Origin of the sequence: Leptolyngbya iicbica LK (genome assembly GCF_004212215.1) — a bacterium.
GTDB classification, from domain to species: domain Bacteria; phylum Cyanobacteriota; class Cyanobacteriia; order Phormidesmidales; family Phormidesmidaceae; genus Halomicronema; species Halomicronema iicbica.
The window spans coordinates 461437-480534 of sequence record NZ_QVFV01000001.1 but is presented as its reverse complement, the minus strand read 5'-3'; the positions used below and the strand labels follow the sequence as shown (position 1 = coordinate 480534).

Genomic DNA, 19098 nt, shown 5'->3' with positions numbered 1-19098 from the left:
AGATTGATTTTTTTCAGTGGGGGAGTTGAGCCGTATTTGAGCGATATAGAATGGCGCATCGGTGGTCTGAGCGGTTAATGGGGCGATCGCTCGCGATGGAGGAGAGAGTCATATGACGAAGATGCAACGAGTGTTATCGGGCAGTCCGTGGGAAGCCAAGGTCGGCTATTGCCGGGCGGTGCGGTCGGGGAATCAAATCTTCATCTCGGGGACGGCACCGTCGGATGGTCAGGGCGGCACCTTTGCCCCGGGCGATGCCTATGCCCAAACCAAACGCTGCTTTGAAATTATCGAGTCGGCGTTGCAAGAACTGGGGGCGGATCTGTCCCACATTGTCAGAACGCGGCTGTACATTACTGACTTTGACTATTGGGAAGACTTTGCCCGCGCCCATCAGGAACTGTTTGGGGATCATCCTCCAGCGAGCTGCATGGTAGCGATCGCGGGGTTGGTGAATCCGGACATGCTGATCGAGGTGGAAGCGGATGCGATCGCGCCGGATGTTGCTGACTGAGGGTGAAGCGGTTGAGGGGCAAGGGGGCCAGGGGGGCCAGGGGGCGGGGGAGCTTAGCGTCACCCGTTTCGTGAGGGACGACTGGCGACGGTGATCGTGTGACGGGCTAATGCAATACGGGATGATGCCAGGTTTGCAGCACTTGGCCTTGGAGCGATCGCTGGTAAAACGGGGTGTTGCGGGCGGGCGATCGCAGCGTCTGGGCATCGACGGTCCACGTTGCGGCTGGGTCAAAGAGAAACGCTTCGACGGTTTCCCGTTCGGCTATTTGAGGCGAGGGCAGTTGCAAAATTTGGGCGGGGCGATCGCTTAGCGCCCGCAGCAGTTCCAGCGCTGTCCAAACGCCGGGAGTGACAAAGCGTTCCCACAGGGCGGCAAAGGCCAGTTCTAAGCCGATCGCGCCGGGGGGCGCATCGCCAAAGGCAACGGTTTTTTCTTCGTAGGCGTAGGGGCTGTGGTCGATGGCGATCGCATCGATGATGCCTTGCTTAACCCCACTGATGAGCGCGGCTTGATCGGCAGGATTGCCCAGGGGCGGGTCGAGGCGCAGGTTGGGGTCGTAACTCAGCGCCTCCTGGGTGGAAAACAGCAGGTGCAGCCAGGTGGTGCTAGCGGTGACGGGCAGACCGTCGGCTTTGGCCTGCTCAATCAGGGCGACACTGCGCGCGGTGGAAAGGCGCATCAGGTGGACCGGAGTTTCAAGTTCCCGCACCAGTTCCAGAATGGTGGTGAGGGCGGCGGTTTCGGCGGCGACGAGGACGCCGGGGAGTCCTCCCATCAGCGCTAACGCGCCTTCGCGGGCGATGCCGTTGCCCGCCAGGGTGCGATCGCAGGGCCACAGCGCCAGGGGACGGTTGAGCGATCGCGTATATTCCAACAGGCGGCGCAGCAAGACCCGATTGGTGATGGGTTGACCGTCGGCAAATCCGGCGATCGCAAAGGTCTTAATCCCAGCCAGTTCAGCCAGCTCGGTCATCTGTTCCCCTTGGGCACCTTGGGTCAGGGCCGCCCAGGGCAACAGCAGCGGTTGGGGCAGTTGATCCAGGTCGCAGGCCAGATCCACCAGCCGTCGCAGCGCCCCCGGATTATCCAGAGCAGGGTCAGTATCGGGCAAAATGCCGACGCGAGTGAAGCCGCCCGCGATCGCTCCCGCCATCAGCTCGGCCAGAGTTTCCCGTGATTCGTTGCCCGGTTCGCCGCTGTGGCTGTACAGATCCACCAGACCGGGAGCCAGCACTTTGCCCGTGCCGTCGATCACGTCCACGGTCTCGGTGTCGATGTCCAGGGTCGGGGCGATCGCGCCCCAGCGTCCCCCCGCCATCCACACATCTTGCACCTGGTCTGTGTCCGTCGCCGGGTCAATCACCCGTACCTGCCGCAGTAACGTGCCCGCCATCGTCGTTTATCGCCCGCAAAAATTACAACGCACCCGCCGCCGTCTGATCAAAGATGCTGCCCGACAGATGCATGGTCAGGTTCGCTGCCGTCAAGACCGGGGCACTCTCGACCCCGTTGGGATAGTCAATCACGCTGACGGCCCCGTTGCCCTGCTTAAATTTCCAGAAGGACTCTGGCCCCAGCCCCGCCACATGGCAGAGGATGGCTTTGTTGATGGCATCGTGGGCTGATACCAAAACGGTCACAGGCGTTTCGGTATGGCTGTATTGGGCCACAATTTCGTTCCAGGTAGCGATCGCCCGCGCCCACACTTGCGCTAAGCTTTCGCCCCCCTCACCCGGCATTTGCACCGTTTCGGGTTTTTCTTGCCACTGTTGCAACATGCCCGGATAGCCGGACTCGATTTCGTGCTCGTACAGCCCTTCCCATTCCCCATGGCCAATTTCTTTCAGGCCATCGGTGGTGGCTAAGGTCACCTGGGGATGGTGTTGCAAAATTAGCTCTGCCGTTTCCTTCGGGCGAGAGAGAGAGCTGGAGACGGCGGCGTCGATTTTCACGTCTTTGAGAAACTCTGCGGCTTGGCCCCCCTGGCGTTTGCCGTTTTCATTTAGCGGAATGTCGATCTGGCCTTGAAAGCGCTTTTGCCGATTCCACTCGGTTTCGCCGTGGCGAACGAGCAGCATGCGGGGGCCGCGATGGCGCGATCGCATTGTGGGCAGGGTTTCTCCCATGTGGCTGGTGAGGTTCATCGATTCCAGCTGCACGCCCTCGCCCAGCGTGCCTGCAAAATTCAGCACGCTAATGGCGCAGTTCGCTTGTCCCAATTGTTCGTGAATGTCGGGGCCTTGACCGATGGCCGTCGCAATCAGCGCTCGGTTAATGGCGCTGTGGGCCACGACCAATACCGTGTGGCCGTCATGCTGGGGCAAGATGTCTTGCCAAAATTGGGTCGCGCGCTCGTACAGCGATCGCACCGGATAAAATTCCGTGCCATCGGCCAGCGGCATCATGCAGTTTTGCGGATCCTCGCGCCAGAGTCGATAAATCTCTGGATACTTTTCCTCCGCCTCGCGAAACGAGATGCCCTCCCACAGCGGCAAATCGATCTCTTTAATGGTGTCTACTGCTTGGGGCAGGGGCGTGTCGACCCGTTCTGATCGCAGCACTTCAACAATGGTTTCCGCCGTTTTATAAGCTCGCTTGAGCGGACTGGCGTAAATCTGGTCAAAGGTAATGCCTTTCAGCGTGGCGCCGACCTGTTGTGCCTGAGCAATGCCTAACTCGGTTAACTCAGAAACGTCGATTTGCCCTTGAATGAGCTGCTGAAGATTAAATGTGCTTTGTCCGTGTCTCACTAAAATGACGCGCGTGGTCATGCGGTCTCCCTCCCCTGCTGCAAGCCAGTCCGATTTTACCCTGATAGCGGAAAGCCCACGGACGAACCCTGCAAGGATCGAGGTCATGCCATCCTTGAAGCTTCGATGATGGGCCACCATGAGCAGTAGGGGCGTCCCAACGCGGGGCTAATCGTCAGCTCGCTCGCTGAGCCCCAAAGCCTGATAACGATCAGATAGCTGCTGCCAAAGCTGCTTGATGTCTTCGAAGGCTTCCTGAGGAGTGATTTTGCCGCCCGTTTCTAAATCGCAAAGGATGTTGACTCGCCGCGTAAACTCTTGCAACTGCGCGTTAAAGGCCAAATTGACCGCCGAAAAGTGGCCATAATAGCGACTCTGGGGAGCTAAAAAGTGTTGGTTGTGGGGGTCTGAAGCTGTCATACCAAACCTTGTCAGTGCTCAGCCGCGATCGCCATCCCGGCGTGATTGGTCTAGACAACTTCACTTTAACGACATTTCCTCTTAACTTGAAAAAACTTCGGGCGCTCATTTAAGGGAGACAGAACAGCATGGTTCGCACATCCGATACCCGCACGCGATCTCTGACCCTCATTCTGTTGGTGTTGGTGCAGGGGGCCGTCAGCCTGCTGGCCTTGGCCTCGGGCATTTTTTTAGTGCTGTTGATGACGGGTGCCGTGCAGGTATTGTCACAAGACTTGCAAAGCCTGACCTTGCCGCTCAAGGGGTTGATTGCGGTGGGGTTGGCAATTAGCGGGTTTGGTCTGGTGGTCACCTATGGCCTGTGGCAACTCAAGCCCTGGGGCTGGACGGGCTCACTCATCTTTCAGATTCTGTGCATTGCCAATAATGGACTGACCCTGCTGGTTGGGCAAGAGTTATCGCCCCAGGTATATTTTTCGGTCGCGTTTAGTGGCACCCTGATCGCGGCGCTCTTTTTGCCGAATGTCCAAGAGTTATGCGTCCCCACTACCCCAGAGTCCTCAGACTCGACGCCCCCCACCGCTTGATGGCGGGCTGGAGCTGTGGCGGGGGGCAAGTTGGGCAATGGGGAGCGATCGCGCTTGCCTTTATGCTGACTGCGTGGGCTCTGGCACGACTGTCGCCTCATGGCGCTTGGATTTGTTCGTTGGGTCCATCCACTTTTCGAGCCAGATGAATGCTTGCGCCGAGAGAATATTGAGCACGAGATACACCAGAGCTACCGTGAAGTAAATTTCAAAGGCCCGGTAGTTGGTCGCCACGATGAGCTGCCCCCGGCGCAAAATTTCTTCGTAGCCGATAACGGCGACCAAACTCGTATCTTTGAGCAGGGTGATGAATTCGTTGCCCAGGGGCGGAATCATGCGGCGAAAGGCTTGGGGAAAAATCACGTAGCGCATGGTTTGCACGGGGCTCAAACCGAGCGATTCGGAGGCTTCGCGCTGGCCCGTCTCAATGGATTGGATGCCGCCGCGCACAATTTCCGCTAGGTAGGCCGAGGCGTTAAGGCTCAGGGCCAAAATGGCGGCCAAAAATCGGTTAAAACTAATGCCCGTGGCGGCAGGAATGCCGAAGTAAATCATAAAGATTTGCACCAGGAGCGGGGTGCCCCGAAAGAAGTCGATATAAACGCGGCTGGCAATTTGTAATGGCTTGAAGCTGGATAATCGGGCCATGCCGAGCAAGGTACCGCCAATGAGCCCCAAAATGACGGCTGAGGCTGTGAGTTGCAAAGTGGTAATGGCCCCGATCAACAGCGTTGGCAACGCATCCAGAGCAAATTGCAAAGATTCAGACACCGCGATCGCACTCCTCAAATTAATGTGTTTCACAATCCCGACATAGTATCAGTGCGATTCACTATTGGGCCGTTCTGGGTGTACTTCTGACTCACTTTCTGCGTGAAATTCCCCTACTGTCAGGCTGTATGTATTCAGTAGAAATCTGGCCTGGCTATGAACATCGCGAGAAATTGAGGTTTCTAGCATTGGCTTAGATGTTTGTGTAAGACGGAGGTGCGGGCTTCGTCAAGTGGTTGCTACTGGGGGAAATTTCGCTTTGCCCCCAGACCCCCAGCTTCGCGCGTCCTACGGCCTACGACCAGGACGAACTGCCGTCCTGGACCTCGCAGATCAGGTTACTTTTAGGCGTTTAATTAAGCTGTTGAGAAGAGTCGCGTGAGTTAACGAAGTTATCTAGCGTTCCAAACTGGTGCTAAAACTTGGCTGCGTAATCGATCTAGTAATCTTTCTGTAACAGATAGGCGAATCTTCCAATCTTGGAAGGCTCAGAAATCTAGGATGCGTTATCAATTGATTCCAGGAAACCCTGCGGAATGAGTATTACCGCGCCGCACTCTTGAACCACACTCATCTCTGTCGTCCTTTTGCCGAAAGGATTTAACGATTAAATGATGACAGGTGCAAGGATTGCACAGCTCGTTTTTTTAATTCTTGATTTCACTGGCGGCATCATATTAAGGGACTGCGATCAGTCGGTATGGCACTGGTTTGCGGCAAGAGGGTCGAGGTTAAGGCGCGATCGCCGCTCCGTCGCTGCGGGGGTCACAGCCCCCTTCAACAGTGCCGTCAGGATTAAAGCGGATGACGTGGGCATGGCCCATTTTCTCCGTCCAGTCGGGGGCGGTTTTGACGGGCTGACCGCGATCGCGCAACGCTTGTTGTACTTCTGCTGGAATGCGACCTTCTAAGGTGAGGCCCGTTTCGACCTCGCCCCAGGTGCGGCCCCAGAGCCAGCGGGGCTGGTCAATAGCGGCTTGGGGGGCAAAACCGTAGTCGAGCAGTCGCGTCAGCAGGGCCAGTTGGGTTTGGGGTTGGCCTTCGCCGCCCATCGTCCCCAGCACCAGATAAGGCGAGCCGTCGGGATGCCGCACCAGCCCCGGCATCAGGGTGTGGAAGGTGCGCTTGCGGGGCGCTAACACGTTGATGTGGCTAGCATCGAGGGAGAAAAAGGAACCCCGATTTTGCAGGACAAATCCGGTGTCGGGCACTACGACAGCCGAGCCAAAGTCGAAATACAAACTTTGAATAATCGAGACGGCATTGCCTGCCGCATCCACCACGGCGGTGTAAACGGTGTCGCCGCCTACGGGTGAGGCCGGATCGGGGTTGGCGCGATCTAGCCGGATGCGGAAACGGCGGCGATCGCTATACGCCTTGCTCACCAGTTCATCGATGGGGATGTCGGCAAAGGTGGGGTCGGTGAGCCAGCGATCGCGATCGACAAAGGCGAGCTTCGTCGCTTCGACCATGAGGTGATAGTAGTCGGCGGTGCTGTGGCCGATGGCCGCCAGGTCAAACGACTCAATGAGATTGAGCATTTGCAGCACGGTGAAGCCTTGCGAATTGGGCGGCAACTGAGCCACCCGATAACCGCGATAGGTCGTCTCGATCGGCTCTACCCAGTCGGAGCGGTGCTGTGCCAGATCGGTCGCCGTTAAGAGGCCGCCAACCGAGGCCAAAAAGTCGGTGATTTGAGCGGCGATCGCGCCCCGATAAAAGCTTTTAGCGCCCTCCTTGGCCAACGTTGTGAGGGTTGCTGCCAGGTCGAGATTGGTCAGCGTCTCGCCCGTGTTGGGCACTTCGCCATTGGGGAGAAATGGGCACGGTTGAATGGTGTCAGCTTGCAGATAGGGGCGATCGCGACGAGTCCAGTGGATTTGTGAGCCTGTGGCGGGATAACCGTTGCGAGCGAGGGCGATCGCGGGCTGCAACAGATCGGCCCAGGCCAATTGGCTGAATTGCTGGTGGGCTTGCGCCCAGGAATCGACCGCCCCCGGTACCGTCAACGCCGCTAACGGCCCCCGTTGGGGAATTTCGTCATAGCCCTGCTGCGTGTAGAACGCTTGGGTGGCTTGAGCGGCGGCGCGTCCCGACCCGTTGAGCCCTCGCAGCGCTTGGGTTTTCGCATCGTAGATCAACCAGAAGGCGTCGCCCCCCAGTCCAGTCATGTGGGGATACACCACGCCCAACGCCGCTTGGGTGGCGATCGCCGCATCCACTGCATTGCCCCCCGCTCGCAGAATTTGCGCTCCTGCCGCCGAGGCTAAATGATGCGGGCAGACCACCAGGCCCGTGGTGGACTTAACCGACTGTGATGCATTGGCGATGTTCATAATAGACGCCCCATTTCTAGCCATTAAAAAAGGCGCGATCGCTCACCACGCCTTTCAAAAAATGATCCAACGTCAGCCATCAAGGGCGACTAACCCAGACGATAGCCAAAGCCCCGCACCGTCTTGAGATACTTTGGTTTGCTGGGATCTTCTTCCAACTTTTCGCGAATCCAGCGGATATGCACGTCCACGGTTTTGTTATCGCCCATGAAGTCATGGCCCCAAACATTATCGATAATCTGATCGCGTGACCAGACTCGTTTGGGCTGACTCATAAAGAGCTCTAAAATCCGAAATTCCTTGGGCGACAAGTTGATCTCTTCATCGTCCAAAAAAACTCGACACTCCTTGGGGCTGAGGGTCAATCCTTCGTACCGCAGCACGGGGTCGGGCTCCGCTTCTTGGCCACCCCTATGACGCCGCAATAGGGCGCGACAGCGAGCGATTAACTCGCGCATGCCAAAGGGTTTGGTCAAATAGTCGTCAGCGCCCACTTCTAAGCCGACCACGCGATCAGTTTCGGTGCCTTTGGCGCTCAAAATCAAAATTGGGACGTCAATGCCTTGATACCGCAACAGTCGGCACAAATCCAGACCGTTCATGCCGGGCAGCATCAAATCGAGAACCACCAGGTCAACGTCTTGCACCAAGCGGCGACTGTTATTTTTCGTGCCACCCAGCATTTCTAATGCCGAGAGGCCATCTCCGGCTGCGAGGACTTCAAAGCCCACTTCGGCTAGAGCTAAGCCAATGGTTTCGCGAATCAGCTCTTCGTCTTCAACAATGAGCACCCGCCCTAAACCCACTCGAACCGACTGTTTATCCGCCGCAGACAGCGTGAGAGATGACATAGGAAACACTGAGTCACTTACAAGCTAAATGTACCAACCAACCGGATCCTTTTAAACCAAAGAAAATCTGAGGTCGAGGAGGTGACCTTGGAGGGTAGGCGCGATCGCCGCCAGTCAGTGCTGTTAGGCAGGTATCTTGCTTGTTCTGGAACAGCCGAGACGGCTGTTCACACACGTCATGCAATCCTCAGGCTCAAGGGCCAGGCAGAAAAGACTTCCTAAATTAGTGAAGCATCTGTACGGGTTGGGCACTGCCCAACTCCAACGAGGGGAACGGCTATGTTCCAGCCGCCCCTTGAGCGATTACTCGAACTTTTCTAACTGATCGAGGCGCAGCCAGATATTCGGGGTCGGCACGTGACCGAACATGACCAGTGCATAGTCGTCGCGGGTTTCTAAGATTTCGCCTTTGGTTTCGAACAGGTAAGGCGGAAAGCGAGTATCGCTGGCCGTGGCCTCAACGCTGTTTTCCAACTTTTCTCGGATAGCTCGCACAAGGTCGCCACGTTTGGGGGTGTCAGCCATGACTTCGTCGCTCTTTTACTGAACTGCGTTGGCCTTATTGTAAACCGCCAGCATTCGGCGATCGCTCCCAAGCCGCAATCCAGTGATATAAAGTTCTAAGGCGACTGATAACGCCATGGCATGGGTTGATGACCGTGCCGGGGTGTGGAGGTCATCGCTGGCATTGGGGACAATAATGGGCCGATCGCCCTGCGAGTTTGATGCGCTTGATCGGGGTTTCACAAACGCGGCAGGGCTGCTGCTCGCGATCGTACACATTGGCGACGCCGCCATAATTGCCGTTGATGCCGTGAACGTTGCGAAAGTCGCTAAAGGTGGTGCCGCCCTGGGCGATGCCCGCCGTCAGGGCTTGTTGAATGCCGCTGTGCAGGCGGGCGATGCGCTGGCGACCCAAGCGGCTACATAAGGTCGTGGGCCGAATCCCGCTGAGAAACAAGGCTTCGTCGGCATAGATATTGCCGATGCCCGCGACGAGGGCCTGGTCGAGCAAGGCATTTTTGACCGGGCGTTTGCGGCCGCGGGTGGCCTGGTAGAGATAATCGGGAGAGAAGCGATCGCTAAACGGCTCTGGCCCCAGGGCCGCAAGACCAGTGATGACCGACTCGACAGCCACCCCTGGCGGCACCCACCAAATGCGCCCAAAGGTGCGCTGATCGACAAACCGCAGTTCATGCTGTTCATCCATGCGAAACCGCACGCGGCAATGTTTTGCCACTGGCTCGTGGGGCGAGAGCCACAGCAGTTGGCCCGTCATGCGTAGATGTACCCCCAAGTGACCAGCGGCTTGGCCATTGGGATGCGTTAACGGTACAAGCAGATATTTACCGCGACGAAACCACCATTGCAGCGTGGTATCGGTGACGCCGTCCCAAAATTTTTCAAGGGAATCAGGGTAGGCGATCGTGCGTGGTAACAGCACTTCTCCTCCCCGAATCGGTTGATTTGGCGTGACTTGATTCAGGCCACGACAGACGGTTTCGACCTCAGGCAGCTCCGGCACGATCGCAACAACTTGGTCTCAGACCTCGACAGCATTGCTAATATACCGCTCTGAGCCGGTCTGGGTGCTCTGAGGCGCAATTGAAAACCCACGCAAGTTTAGCCGTCGGCTAACTCACGTGGGTGGAGTGGAGAAGCTCTAACTGGGAAGAATTTCTACTTCTTTTTCTTCGGAGCTTCCACTTCTACTAGCTCATCTAACGCAAAGTTGTTGGTGTTGACGCCCGCATAGTTGACTTTGTCAAACCGCACAACTGCGGGGTAGCGAATACCACTTTGGTCGATGCTGGCGACTTTGCCAGTTTCTTGGAACCAGTAGGATTCTGGGCGCAGGATCCGAACCGTAGAACCACGTTGAACCATGGATATGTCCTCTTGAAAAACGAGTTTTATGAATAAATGACTCAGTCAACAGACTACTACGGAACCCTGATGATGCCGTGCTTTGAGGTTTAAGTTTTGTTGCCAGGGAGCGGGTTTTTCGGGATATTGAAACACTTCGCAACACTCTGGCGATCGCGCGTTTACTCACCGCCATCGCTGACTGTAGTGGCGCTGGCTGACGACCATGGGGGCAACCGCCGGAGTTGGGAGTCAAGGCGGTCTGTGGGCGGGGATCCCCGTCGCCCATTGCTGGGGAAGTCCGTTTGATATACTGGCTTCCACTCGCGATCGCGCTGTCGGGCCGCTCGGCGCAAGCTGATGAGGCAGAGGCCACAGGTGATCGTGTCGGTTTTCTCACTCCATGTGGTTTCGCTGTCAGTTTGAGGACGATACAATGCTTATCCCGCTGCCTTTGGCCGAACTCGACTATTCAACAACGCTGAAAACTGCCTTTTATGGCTTGCTGGCCGTGGGCTTTTTGGCGGCTGTGGTGATTGGTTCTATCGCCTGGTACAACTCGAAAAAGCCACCCGGCTGGGAAGGCGCAGAGAAGCCCGACTGGGTACCGGGAATGGATAAAGAAAAATCTGCCAAAGACTCAGAATAGGCCGCACGCCGTTAATCAGTAGAGCTTGCCAACCGGGCATCAGGACGCAGGTTTTGATGCCCGGTCGTTTTTTGCGGGGCACCCGTCCAGCGGGCGATGAGAAGGTGGGCCGCCGGAATGTAATACAGGGCCAGCAACGTCGCGCCGCCGAGTCCGCCCGCGATCGCGATCGCCAGGGGCGGCCAAAATCCAGTCGGGTCGAGCATGAGGGGAATGAAGCCGGTGATGGTGGTAACGGTGGTGGCGATGACGTGGCGGGTCGCATGCATGACGACCTGTTCCGTGGCGTGGCGATCGCCCTGCCGCGCCGCCGGATCTTCGCGCAGGGCCGCGAGCACCACAATGGAATCGTTGATGGCCAACCCAATCAGGCCCAGGGTTCCTAAGATTGCGGTAAAGCCAAAGAGGGAGCCAAATAGTTTCAGCGCGAGGGCGGCCAAGCCGACCGATAGCAACGCTACGGAGCCAATGAGGGCGGCCAGACCAAATGAGTTGAACGACAGCACTAACGTGGCCGTCATCAAAATCGCGAGCACGCCAACGGTCGAGAGGAGACTGGCGACGGCATCCCCACGGGCATCGGCTTCGCCGCCATATTCCAGTCGGTAGCCAGCGGGCAGTTGCCAATTCTCGTTGGCTAACTGCTGCTGAAACTGCGTGAGTACGGTGTCGGGCAATGCGCCAGCGGTGAGAAAGGCCTGCACGGTATTGATGCGCTGACCATCGCGGCGGGCGATGCTGGCCAGGTCGGGTTCTAGCGTGACCTCAGCCAGGGCCGAAAGCGGCAACGGGGCGCCAGGGTTGGGGGGCACCAAATCGAGGGATGTGATTTGGCTCAGGTCATCGCGTTGGGCATCCGGTACGCGCACCCGGACGGGCATCGTTTGAGTATCTTGCAAAATGGAGCCGCCCACGGAGCCATCGAGGGTGGCCTGGAGCTGCTGGGCGATCGCCCGATTATCGAGTCCAGCGCGTCGGGCTTGGACTTCATCGACTTGCAACGCCAGCTTGGGCAAGGCTTCGGTCAGGCTGGCGCGGGTGTGGGTGACCTGTTCAAAGGGCGTGAGTTTGGCGCGCAAGTCATTGCCAATGGCCCGGAGTTGATCCATGTCTGATCCATAAACCCGCAGCTCAATGGGCGCGTCGAAGGGGGGTCCCTGTTCCAATTGCTTCACCAGAATTTGCGCGGCGGGAAAGGCCGCATCTAAATCTGTTTGGAGCGCTTGAATGGTTTGCCGCAGGTTTTTCGTGCCCTGCAGTTGCACAATGCTCTGGGCATAGTTGGGCGCGTTTTCTTGATTCGCGATCACGTTATAGAAGAAAGAAGGCGCACTTTCGCCAATGAACCAGTGGACATCCTGCACATTGGGGTGTTGCTGCAGGCGATCGCGGGCGGCCAGCACGAGGTCACGGGTCTGGGCGATCGCGCTCTGGTTCGGCAACTGCACTTCAATTTGAAACTGGTCGCGGTTCGTGGGCGGAAAGAACTGCTGCTCTAAGCTGCCAAACACGGCAAAGCCGCTGATGGGCAGGATGAGGGCGAGCCCTACGCCCAGCCACGGTCGCTGCAAGACTCGCCGCAACGTCCAGCGATAGCCCGTCGCTAGCGATTCATTCGACAAACCCTGCTGCCACCAGACGCGCTGCCAGTTCAGCGGTTGCCAGTGATGCAGCCGTCCCGCCAGGGCGGTGATCACCGTGAGAGAGAGGGTGAGAGAACTGATGAGCGCCAAAATTACGGTCAGGCCAATGGTGCCGATGAATTCTCCCGTGCCGCCAGGGGAGGTGGCGATGGGCACAAACGCCAGCACCGTGGTGAGGGTGGAGGCGAGTAATGGGACGAATAAGTGACTGACTGTTTTGCCCACGGCTTCGGCTGGGGATAGTCCCGATCGCAGCCGACCTTGCACTTCATCCACCACGACGATCGCGTTATCAATCAGCAAGCCCAGGGCGATGATGATGCCCGTAACGGACATCTGATGCAGCGGCACCCCGAGCACCTTCATCCAGCCAAATACCATGAGCGTTGTGAGCGGCAGGGCCAACCCCACCAGCAACGCGGACTTGGCCCCGAGCACCAGCAACGACACCCCGATGACCAGCAGCGAGCCAAAAATCAAATTGCCAATGACCCCGTTGAGCCGTTGCTGCACATACTGGCTCTGGTCCAACACGATTCGCAGCCCGAGCCCGTCGGAAAGGGTTTGCTCGTATTCGGTGAGGCGTTGGTGGGCTGCTTGTGCCCAGGTATCCACGCGATAGTCTGATTCCACGGTGGCGGCGACGACCACGGCTGGATAGCCGTTGACGTAGGCCAAACTGGCGGCGGGATCGGCGACTCCCTGGCTCACCGTGGCGATATCGCCCAAGCGGGCGGTGGCCCCATCGCCGCCGAGCTGGATGGGAATCTCGCGGACTCGTTCCAGAGAGTCGAGGGCGCTGTTGACTTCGAGGAGGAATTCGTTGCGATCGCCCCGCACCTGTCCGGCTGAGACCTTGGCATCGCTGGCGGCAATTTGTTGCGCGAGGGCTTGGGCGGTGAGCCCCAGTCGCGCCAATTCACTGGCGGCAATTTCGACGCGGATTTCTTCATCGGCATAGCCAAATCGTTCCACGCTGTCGGTGCCGGGGAGCGATCGCAGGGCGTCTTCCAGCCCTTCGGCCAACCGTCCCAAAATGAGTTGATTCGGGGGGGCGGGGAGTTCCCAGGTGAGGCCCACAATCAGAGCACTGGCGCTGACGTTGCTGTCGCGATATTCCGGATCGGAGGCTTCAGGGGGCAGATCCGGTACGGCATCGTCAATTTTGGCCCGTACCTTAGCCCATACCGGCTCCACATTGCGAATGGACTCTTTGAGTTCCACCGAAATGACCGAAATGCCCGTGCCCGAGGTGGATTCGAGCGTGTTTACTTCCTCCAGCTCAAACAGCTTGTCTTCCAGGGGTTCCGTCACCAGCGACTCGACCCGTTCTGGCGTCGCCCCTGGCAAAAAGGTCACGACTTGGGCATTGCGCTGGGTGATTTCAGGGTCTTCCAGACGCGGCAGGGTGAAGAGGGCGGAGAGGCCCCAGACGATGACCAGGGTGAGGGTGAGGGTGAGCAGTTGGCGGTTGCGGTAGAAGAGGGTGAGCATTTTGGGGGAGTGGCTGGGTGGTTGGGTGTGAGGGTGGCAGGGTGGCAGGGTGGTTGGATCGTAGGTGAAGTCGGTGGGTAGGGGCGAGGCATTCTCGCGATTTGGCTCAAAGCTTGACCGAACGGCGATTTTGAGGATGCCTCGCCCTGGCAGAAGCTGGCAGGAAGTGCCCTTTGAGGTTGCTGAAATGGCGGGATTACAAGGTTTTAGGGGCGGTGGTATCACCGGCACAGAGGCAGTCGTCGACGCGGGTCATGAAGGCGTTGAGAAAGTCGGGCCAGCGATCGCTCTGAATGTACATGGCATCGACGCTACAGCTACCGCAGGCCGGGCCGCTGTTTTGGAGCATGCGATCGGTGGTGAGCGAGGGCACGCCGGGCCAGGGAAACTGACCGACTGGGGCAACGGCGGTATAGAGCAATTCGGTGTCAGACCGCCAGAGAGAATTGCTCAAAAAATCCGCTGTCGGGGGTTCGGTCAGTCGCCAGCCCAGTTGGTCGCCGTACTGTTCCGCTCGTTGGCTGGGGTCAGAGGTGGGCAGCGATCGCCAGATGGCCTGCTGCGCCGTCAGCCCATAGCGCCCCTCGCTATATCGACTCCAGAGGGTGTTGATGGTTTGCAGGTCAGCACAGGGCAGGTCGGCGATATCGTCAGTTTCGATGTGGGGATAGGTGTAGTCGTAGCTAGACGCCAGGCGCATCAAAATCGCGATGGTTTCCAGGTTGGCGGCCTGCCAATCGCCGTCTCTCAAGGTGTCTTGCAACCGTCGATAATCGACCTCGATGACTGCGCTAGTGGTGGTGTCAAAGGTCAGACTTTCGACCACGGTTTGAAAGTGTTGTCGCATGGGGTCATTGGCGTCGCTGTACTCGACTTGCAGCTTTACCACGTCGCCGTTGGCCTGAGTGAAGAGCACTACGTCCGATTCGTACAGGCCGGTGGCGGTATAGGCGATCGCGCCCTGACCCGCGACCGTGGTCACCGTGCCGGGAGCGGTGGCGAGTTCCATCCAATCGCTCAGGGGCCGACCCGCCGGATTTTGCCAAATGTCAATGCTGATGTGGGGCGGCGGTTCGGTCGGGGCGGTCGCGTTGTACATCATGCCAAAGGGGGAGTAGTCTGCGACTTTCCACAGGTCGAGGCTGACTTGCAGGGCGGCTTCTGGTGAGGGCGGGGTGTATTGGGTGGCGCCATCGACTTGATACCCTGCGGGATAGATAAACCGCAGGCCATCGGGATAATTGAGATAAATGTCGTAGCGGGGATTGGCGGGGGACAGGTCGGGCGAGGGGGACTGCGCCCTGCCGTGAATCGGTTCACCCGCGATCGCTAAACCGGTAATCAAAACCGCTAATAGTATGCGTTCCATGCGTTTGCCTCCGTTGGCCAAAAGGGGGCACTGATGACGCCCCGTGGGGAATGAGCATTAGAGATACCCGCATTGCCCCGAAAGTTCCTGAACTGCACAAATTAAGGCGCCCACTGCACGAGCTGTCCTGGCACCATGCGGTGGGCACCCGAGGTGATGGTGGGTTCCCCTGGCTGCAACGTGCCGCGCACCAGGGCGCGATCGCCCTCGGTATGGACGACTTCCACATCGCGCCGACTGACGCTGTAAACATCGGTGGCCTCGTCCGGTGACTCGGTTTCCGGCTCTGTCAGCACGTAGACCGACCAGAGCCCGCGCTCACTGGGCACCAGGGCCGTCGTCGGCAGCCAAATGCCCTCAGTGGGTTGGGTGGCCGTCAGGCGCAGCCGCACCGTTTGTCCCACGGTGAGGTCAGCGGCGGCGACTTGCAGCACGACGGTAACCGTGCGGCTGGTGGCATCGAGTTCTGGCAGCAGGGCGGTAATGGTGGCGGAATAGGGGCGATCGCTGACGGTGACCGTCACGGTTTCCCCCTCGCGCAGGGTGTCGGCCACGGCAGGCGGCACGCCGACCTTGGCTTCCAGCGGTCCTGCTTCCACCAGGCTCAAAACGGTTTGACCACCCGCGACCACTCCCCCTTCATCGACGGAGCGGGCGCTGACGACGCCATCAAAGGGCGCGCGCAATACGCTTTTGTCGAGATCCACTTCCACTTGGCGCAGGCTGGCGGCGGCCTGATCCACCTGGGCAGTTTGCGCCGCTAACTGTTCAATACGGGTGCCGTTTTGCAGTTCGCGGAGCTGGCTCTGGGCTTGGGCGAGGCGGCTTTCCAGAGCACTGGTGTTGAAGACTTCGCGATCTAACTCTTCGCGGGAAATCGCGCCTCGGGCATGGAGGTCTGCGCGGCGATCGCGCTGCAACGTGGCCAACGCCAACTGCTGCTCAATTTCGGCGACGGTGGCCTGGGCGGTGGCAATGTCTTCCTGACGCGGCCCGACCTCTAATTCCTGCAGTTGGGCCTGGGCGGCGGCTTGTTGGGCGGCGAGCTGCTGCCGCTGCGCTGCCAACGTGCGAATGTCGAGCCGCGCCAGGGGTTGTCCGGCGACGACGCGATCGCCCTCATCCACTAAGACGGTCACGACGGTGCCGGGCCGCTCAAACCCAAGCTGGCTGCTGCGGCCCGCGACGAGTTCGCCGGTGTATTCGCGCTGGGTGGTGTACTCGCTCACGGCATCGACGGTGACGGCCTCGACGGGGAGGGCCGCCGTCAACTCCGGGGGCGCATCCGTTGGCCCGACGATGCGGTAAAGGGCAATGCCCCCGACAAGCAGGGCGATCGCTCCAGGGACTAAGCCCCAGCGATAGCGCCGCCAGCGGGGTGTCGCCGGGGAATGGGACGGGCGATCGGGGGTGGCAGGGGCGGACGGTAGCGTTCTGGACGGCGACACCATAGCAGTACCCAAGGAGTTTTTAACAACAAGTTTGTGTTCAACTTGTTGTGTATGCGCTTCGAGCTTATACTCAACTTATTGAGTATGTCAACCGCATCCCCTATGGCCCTTGTTCACACCATTCTGACCGTGCTCTGCGAGCATCCGGCGAGCGGCTACGACCTCAGCAAGCAGTTTGAGGAAACGGTGAGCTGCTATTGGAAAGCGAGCCAACAGCAGATCTATCGGGAACTCGGAAAAATGGAGGAGAAGGGCTGGGTGTCGTTTGAGCTGGTGCCCCAGGCGGGCAAGCCGGACAAAAAGATCTACGCCATTACCGACGCGGGTACGCAAGAGTTGCGCCGCTGGTATCAAGAACCGACGGAGCCGACCCCCATTCGCGAAGATTTGCTGGTGAAGGTGTTAGGCGGTGCCCACTTGCCGAACGATCGCTTAATTCAGGAGTTGCAGCGGCGGCGGCAAATGCATCAGGCCCAACTCACGTCTTATCAGGAGAAGGAGGGTTGGTATCAGAGTCATCCCAATCCTCCTCGGCAGGAACAATATCGCTACCTCACCCTGCGGCGCGGCATTCGCTATGAGCAAGACTGGATCGATTGGTGCGATGAAGTGCTGACGTTTCTGAAGCAGAACACTAATGAAGTTTGAGAGGTAGGGTTGGGTGCGATCGGAAAAAGCCAAATCGTACTCAGATATGGCCAAAATCGGTCTTCTGACCTAAATTTTCACCCACCTAAAACCCCACCTAAAACCCACTTTTCTGGTTACGACTGACACGCTTTAAAAACCATTTTCGTGTGAACAGTTGCGTTCATTTGAACACACTCTGCTTTGCGGCTCTAAGGCGTTGTTTGTTGTTTCGCGTCCGTCATTTCAGATCACGTACCAACTCCGGTTCGCGAATCGTCGCATAAAGCACTTTTCGGACAAGCCTACGCAGCCAGTTGTGGAACCATAAATCATCAATATCATTCCGAAGTTTTTGCAATGTTTCAATGGATGAATCCGACAGGCTACCATGCGCAATCTCACTGCGGTAAGAGTATAGTTTCCCCATCAGTTTCCTTGGCCCGATACCACCAAAGTCTTCAAATCCTAGCGATTGACCAATAGGCTTCAAACGGTTGTCGAGCAGTATGAGATTCCGTTCTAGCTGACGACGTATTGAATCTGCGCGATCGTTGTCTGCGGGCGCGTGCGAAAGAAGAGATTCTAGGACTGTAAAGTAACCAAGTACTTTGATCGGCTCATGGTCTGGTAAACGGTCGAGAGAATAAAAAAGTTCAAGTGAGCCAAGCACAAATTTGTCTATCGATTTTGTTTGAAAGTGAGACAATATATCCTCCAAATCAGCTAAGTCACCTGTTTGCGTAGCAGGTCGCGAAGGAAATATCGCACCAAGGTCGTTTTGAACACCAAAGCCCAAGAACTTGTGAAATGGCTGATATATCCCGCCTTCACTGTCAAGAAAGTATCCAACTCGCATTTCTGAGTCTGAAATGGCAAAAGCCAAGTTTATTGATGGCATGAAAATCCGTGATGGCTCTTGTCCAGTAAAAACGAGGGACATAAACCGACCATCTTGCAATCGCCACTCAGGATGACATTGCACGGGCCATGAGCCCATACCTCGACGCTGTGACCACATCTGAAGGTACGGCATTGCCTTGTTGATTTCGTCAACTGTGGACGGGCGCAAAATGTAGTCACCGAAGGAATGTTCCTTGGCATGCATCTCAGTCGATACATCTGTAAACAAGAGGCCGAATTCGAAATTAAAGTGGCTATCCATTGGGCAATGTAAATACTTACCGCAGAGGAACATTCTACATAATACGAGAAATTCCCTAAGTCATCAGAACGCCTATTTTGTAAGGCTTCCGATAACTTTCAATCCCATTTTTATGGATTGCTGATTATGTGGAAAGATTACCCTTTGCCATCACGTAGATATGTCCTAAATTCCTAAACGATTCCAAGATGCGGGCTTGAATTGCCGAAACAAGGGTTTCTAGCACGTGCATCAATGTTGTGGCCCAAGTAGCTATTCTGGGTCGATGTCTCCCGCTTCGCGACGTAGCAGGTAATCCAAAATGCGATCATGACGCTCGCCAGCAGCGGCTAAGCTGTCCACTCGCTGACTCATCGCTCGAATATCAGCGGCATTGCGGCGAATATCTTGGGTGAGCGCATCAATGTCTAGAGCATTTCTTTGAGTGACCGCCGCCACATTACTCAACGTTTCGCGAATAGTGTCAAATGCGGCCAACATGCGGTCAAAATCGGTGGCATTGCGATTAGCCAAAGCAGCCGTATTCATCAACAGACTTTCGATGCGAGTCAGGCGACTTTCAATGTCGTCGTTAGATTGCGCGTTTGTCATGGGCAGACCTC

General features: G+C 57.4%; 19 protein-coding genes. 4 read left to right on the top strand and 15 right to left on the bottom strand.

Going from position 1 to position 19098, the window contains the following annotated elements; all coding sequences use genetic code 11:
* Positions 1-112 precede the first annotated feature (112 nt).
* Complete coding sequence (locus tag DYY88_RS01990) at positions 113-514, top strand: RidA family protein (RefSeq protein WP_039724541.1); 402 nt, start codon at positions 113-115, stop codon at positions 512-514.
* Between the two features lie 106 nt (positions 515-620).
* Here DYY88_RS01990 and DYY88_RS01985 read toward each other — a convergent pair whose 3' ends face one another.
* From DYY88_RS01985 to DYY88_RS01975, 3 genes are all read right to left on the bottom strand, one after another.
* Entirely contained in the window at positions 621-1910 is a 1290-nt protein-coding gene (locus tag DYY88_RS01985; protein ID WP_039724542.1) for a dihydroorotase, read from the bottom strand.
* Positions 1911-1932: 22 nt separating this feature from the next.
* Positions 1933-3288 carry a histidine phosphatase family protein gene (locus DYY88_RS01980; protein WP_039724543.1) on the bottom strand — a complete coding sequence of 452 codons (1356 nt, stop codon included), beginning with the start codon at positions 3286-3288 and terminating at the stop codon, positions 1933-1935.
* 147 nt (positions 3289-3435) lie between these two features.
* Positions 3436-3687 carry a DUF7219 family protein gene (locus DYY88_RS01975; RefSeq protein ID WP_039724545.1) on the bottom strand — a complete coding sequence of 84 codons (252 nt, stop codon included), beginning with the start codon at positions 3685-3687 and terminating at the stop codon, positions 3436-3438.
* 128 nt (positions 3688-3815) lie between these two features.
* Here DYY88_RS01975 and DYY88_RS01970 point away from each other — a divergent pair, with 128 nt between their 5' ends.
* Complete coding sequence (locus DYY88_RS01970) at positions 3816-4274, top strand: hypothetical protein (protein ID WP_039724547.1); 459 nt, start codon at positions 3816-3818, stop codon at positions 4272-4274.
* Between the two features lie 60 nt (positions 4275-4334).
* Here DYY88_RS01970 and DYY88_RS01965 read toward each other — a convergent pair whose 3' ends face one another.
* From DYY88_RS01965 to DYY88_RS01935, 7 genes are all read right to left on the bottom strand, one after another.
* The gene (locus DYY88_RS01965; RefSeq protein WP_044150329.1) at positions 4335-5045 is read right to left on the bottom strand and encodes an amino acid ABC transporter permease; all 711 of its coding nucleotides are present in this window, start codon (positions 5043-5045) and stop codon (positions 4335-4337) included.
* Between the two features lie 731 nt (positions 5046-5776).
* Positions 5777-7381, bottom strand: coding sequence for a gamma-glutamyltransferase (gene ggt, locus DYY88_RS01960; RefSeq protein ID WP_039724549.1), 1605 nt, complete (start codon positions 7379-7381; stop codon positions 5777-5779).
* An 89-nt stretch (positions 7382-7470) separates the two neighbouring features.
* Positions 7471-8232, bottom strand: coding sequence for a response regulator transcription factor (locus DYY88_RS01955; RefSeq protein ID WP_039724551.1), 762 nt, complete (start codon positions 8230-8232; stop codon positions 7471-7473).
* Between the two features lie 303 nt (positions 8233-8535).
* Entirely contained in the window at positions 8536-8757 is a 222-nt protein-coding gene (locus DYY88_RS01950) for an NAD(P)H-quinone oxidoreductase subunit O (protein WP_039724552.1), read from the bottom strand.
* Between the two features lie 151 nt (positions 8758-8908).
* On the bottom strand, positions 8909-9757 hold the full coding sequence (locus DYY88_RS01945; RefSeq protein ID WP_039724553.1) for a DNA-formamidopyrimidine glycosylase: 849 nt from the start codon (positions 9755-9757) through the stop codon (positions 8909-8911).
* A 155-nt stretch (positions 9758-9912) separates the two neighbouring features.
* On the bottom strand, positions 9913-10119 hold the full coding sequence (locus DYY88_RS01940) for a photosystem I reaction center subunit IV (protein WP_039724554.1): 207 nt from the start codon (positions 10117-10119) through the stop codon (positions 9913-9915).
* Positions 10120-10280: 161 nt separating this feature from the next.
* Positions 10281-10535 (bottom strand): hypothetical protein, encoded by a 255-nt coding sequence (locus tag DYY88_RS01935; protein ID WP_130199298.1) that lies wholly within the window; start codon positions 10533-10535, stop codon positions 10281-10283.
* Between DYY88_RS01935 and psb35 the strand changes: the two genes are divergently transcribed.
* Entirely contained in the window at positions 10535-10747 is a 213-nt protein-coding gene (gene psb35 / locus DYY88_RS01930; protein ID WP_039724914.1) for a photosystem II assembly protein Psb35, read from the top strand. The two genes, DYY88_RS01935 and psb35, sit on opposite strands and share 1 nt — an antisense overlap.
* Positions 10748-10758: 11 nt before the next feature.
* Here psb35 and DYY88_RS01925 read toward each other — a convergent pair whose 3' ends face one another.
* The 3 genes from DYY88_RS01925 to DYY88_RS01915 form a co-directional block, all read right to left on the bottom strand.
* Entirely contained in the window at positions 10759-13884 is a 3126-nt protein-coding gene (locus DYY88_RS01925; RefSeq protein WP_084606886.1) for an efflux RND transporter permease subunit, read from the bottom strand.
* Positions 13885-14080: 196 nt separating this feature from the next.
* On the bottom strand, positions 14081-15253 hold the full coding sequence (locus tag DYY88_RS01920) for a GUN4 domain-containing protein (protein WP_052288121.1): 1173 nt from the start codon (positions 15251-15253) through the stop codon (positions 14081-14083).
* Between the two features lie 101 nt (positions 15254-15354).
* Positions 15355-16704: an efflux RND transporter periplasmic adaptor subunit gene (locus tag DYY88_RS01915; RefSeq protein ID WP_052288122.1), complete on the bottom strand. Its 1350-nt coding sequence runs from the start codon at positions 16702-16704 to the stop codon at positions 15355-15357.
* Positions 16705-16806: 102 nt separating this feature from the next.
* On the opposite strand from DYY88_RS01915, the gene DYY88_RS01910 reads away from it, so the two are divergent.
* Positions 16807-17352: a PadR family transcriptional regulator gene (locus DYY88_RS01910; protein ID WP_039724555.1), complete on the top strand. Its 546-nt coding sequence runs from the start codon at positions 16807-16809 to the stop codon at positions 17350-17352.
* Between the two features lie 220 nt (positions 17353-17572).
* Here the strand turns inward: DYY88_RS01910 and DYY88_RS01905 are convergent, their stop codons facing one another.
* Positions 17573-18496 carry a HEPN domain-containing protein gene (locus tag DYY88_RS01905; protein ID WP_130199297.1) on the bottom strand — a complete coding sequence of 308 codons (924 nt, stop codon included), beginning with the start codon at positions 18494-18496 and terminating at the stop codon, positions 17573-17575.
* 252 nt (positions 18497-18748) lie between these two features.
* The gene (locus DYY88_RS01900) at positions 18749-19087 is read right to left on the bottom strand and encodes a hypothetical protein (RefSeq protein WP_039724557.1); all 339 of its coding nucleotides are present in this window, start codon (positions 19085-19087) and stop codon (positions 18749-18751) included.
* Positions 19088-19098 lie beyond the last annotated feature (11 nt).

Excerpts from the sequence above, each read along its gene's own strand:
- DYY88_RS01990 (WP_039724541.1), top strand. The coding sequence starts at position 113 with ATGACGAAGATGCAACGAGTGTTATCGGGCAGTCCGTGGGAAGCCAAG.
- DYY88_RS01985 (WP_039724542.1), bottom strand. The coding sequence starts at position 1,910 with ATGGCGGGCACGTTACTGCGGCAGGTACGGGTGATTGACCCGGCGACG.
- DYY88_RS01980 (WP_039724543.1), bottom strand. The coding sequence starts at position 3,288 with ATGACCACGCGCGTCATTTTAGTGAGACACGGACAAAGCACATTTAAT.
- DYY88_RS01975 (WP_039724545.1), bottom strand. The coding sequence starts at position 3,687 with ATGACAGCTTCAGACCCCCACAACCAACACTTTTTAGCTCCCCAGAGT.
- DYY88_RS01970 (WP_039724547.1), top strand. The coding sequence starts at position 3,816 with ATGGTTCGCACATCCGATACCCGCACGCGATCTCTGACCCTCATTCTG.
- ggt (WP_039724549.1), bottom strand. The coding sequence starts at position 7,381 with ATGAACATCGCCAATGCATCACAGTCGGTTAAGTCCACCACGGGCCTG.
- DYY88_RS01955 (WP_039724551.1), bottom strand. The coding sequence starts at position 8,232 with ATGTCATCTCTCACGCTGTCTGCGGCGGATAAACAGTCGGTTCGAGTG.
- DYY88_RS01950 (WP_039724552.1), bottom strand. The coding sequence starts at position 8,757 with ATGGCTGACACCCCCAAACGTGGCGACCTTGTGCGAGCTATCCGAGAA.
- DYY88_RS01940 (WP_039724554.1), bottom strand. The coding sequence starts at position 10,119 with ATGGTTCAACGTGGTTCTACGGTTCGGATCCTGCGCCCAGAATCCTAC.
- psb35 (WP_039724914.1), top strand. The coding sequence starts at position 10,535 with ATGCTTATCCCGCTGCCTTTGGCCGAACTCGACTATTCAACAACGCTG.
- DYY88_RS01925 (WP_084606886.1), bottom strand. The coding sequence starts at position 13,884 with ATGCTCACCCTCTTCTACCGCAACCGCCAACTGCTCACCCTCACCCTC.
- DYY88_RS01920 (WP_052288121.1), bottom strand. The coding sequence starts at position 15,253 with ATGGAACGCATACTATTAGCGGTTTTGATTACCGGTTTAGCGATCGCG.
- DYY88_RS01915 (WP_052288122.1), bottom strand. The coding sequence starts at position 16,704 with ATGGTGTCGCCGTCCAGAACGCTACCGTCCGCCCCTGCCACCCCCGAT.
- DYY88_RS01910 (WP_039724555.1), top strand. The coding sequence starts at position 16,807 with ATGGCCCTTGTTCACACCATTCTGACCGTGCTCTGCGAGCATCCGGCG.
- DYY88_RS01905 (WP_130199297.1), bottom strand. The coding sequence starts at position 18,496 with ATGGATAGCCACTTTAATTTCGAATTCGGCCTCTTGTTTACAGATGTA.
- DYY88_RS01900 (WP_039724557.1), bottom strand. The coding sequence starts at position 19,087 with ATGACAAACGCGCAATCTAACGACGACATTGAAAGTCGCCTGACTCGC.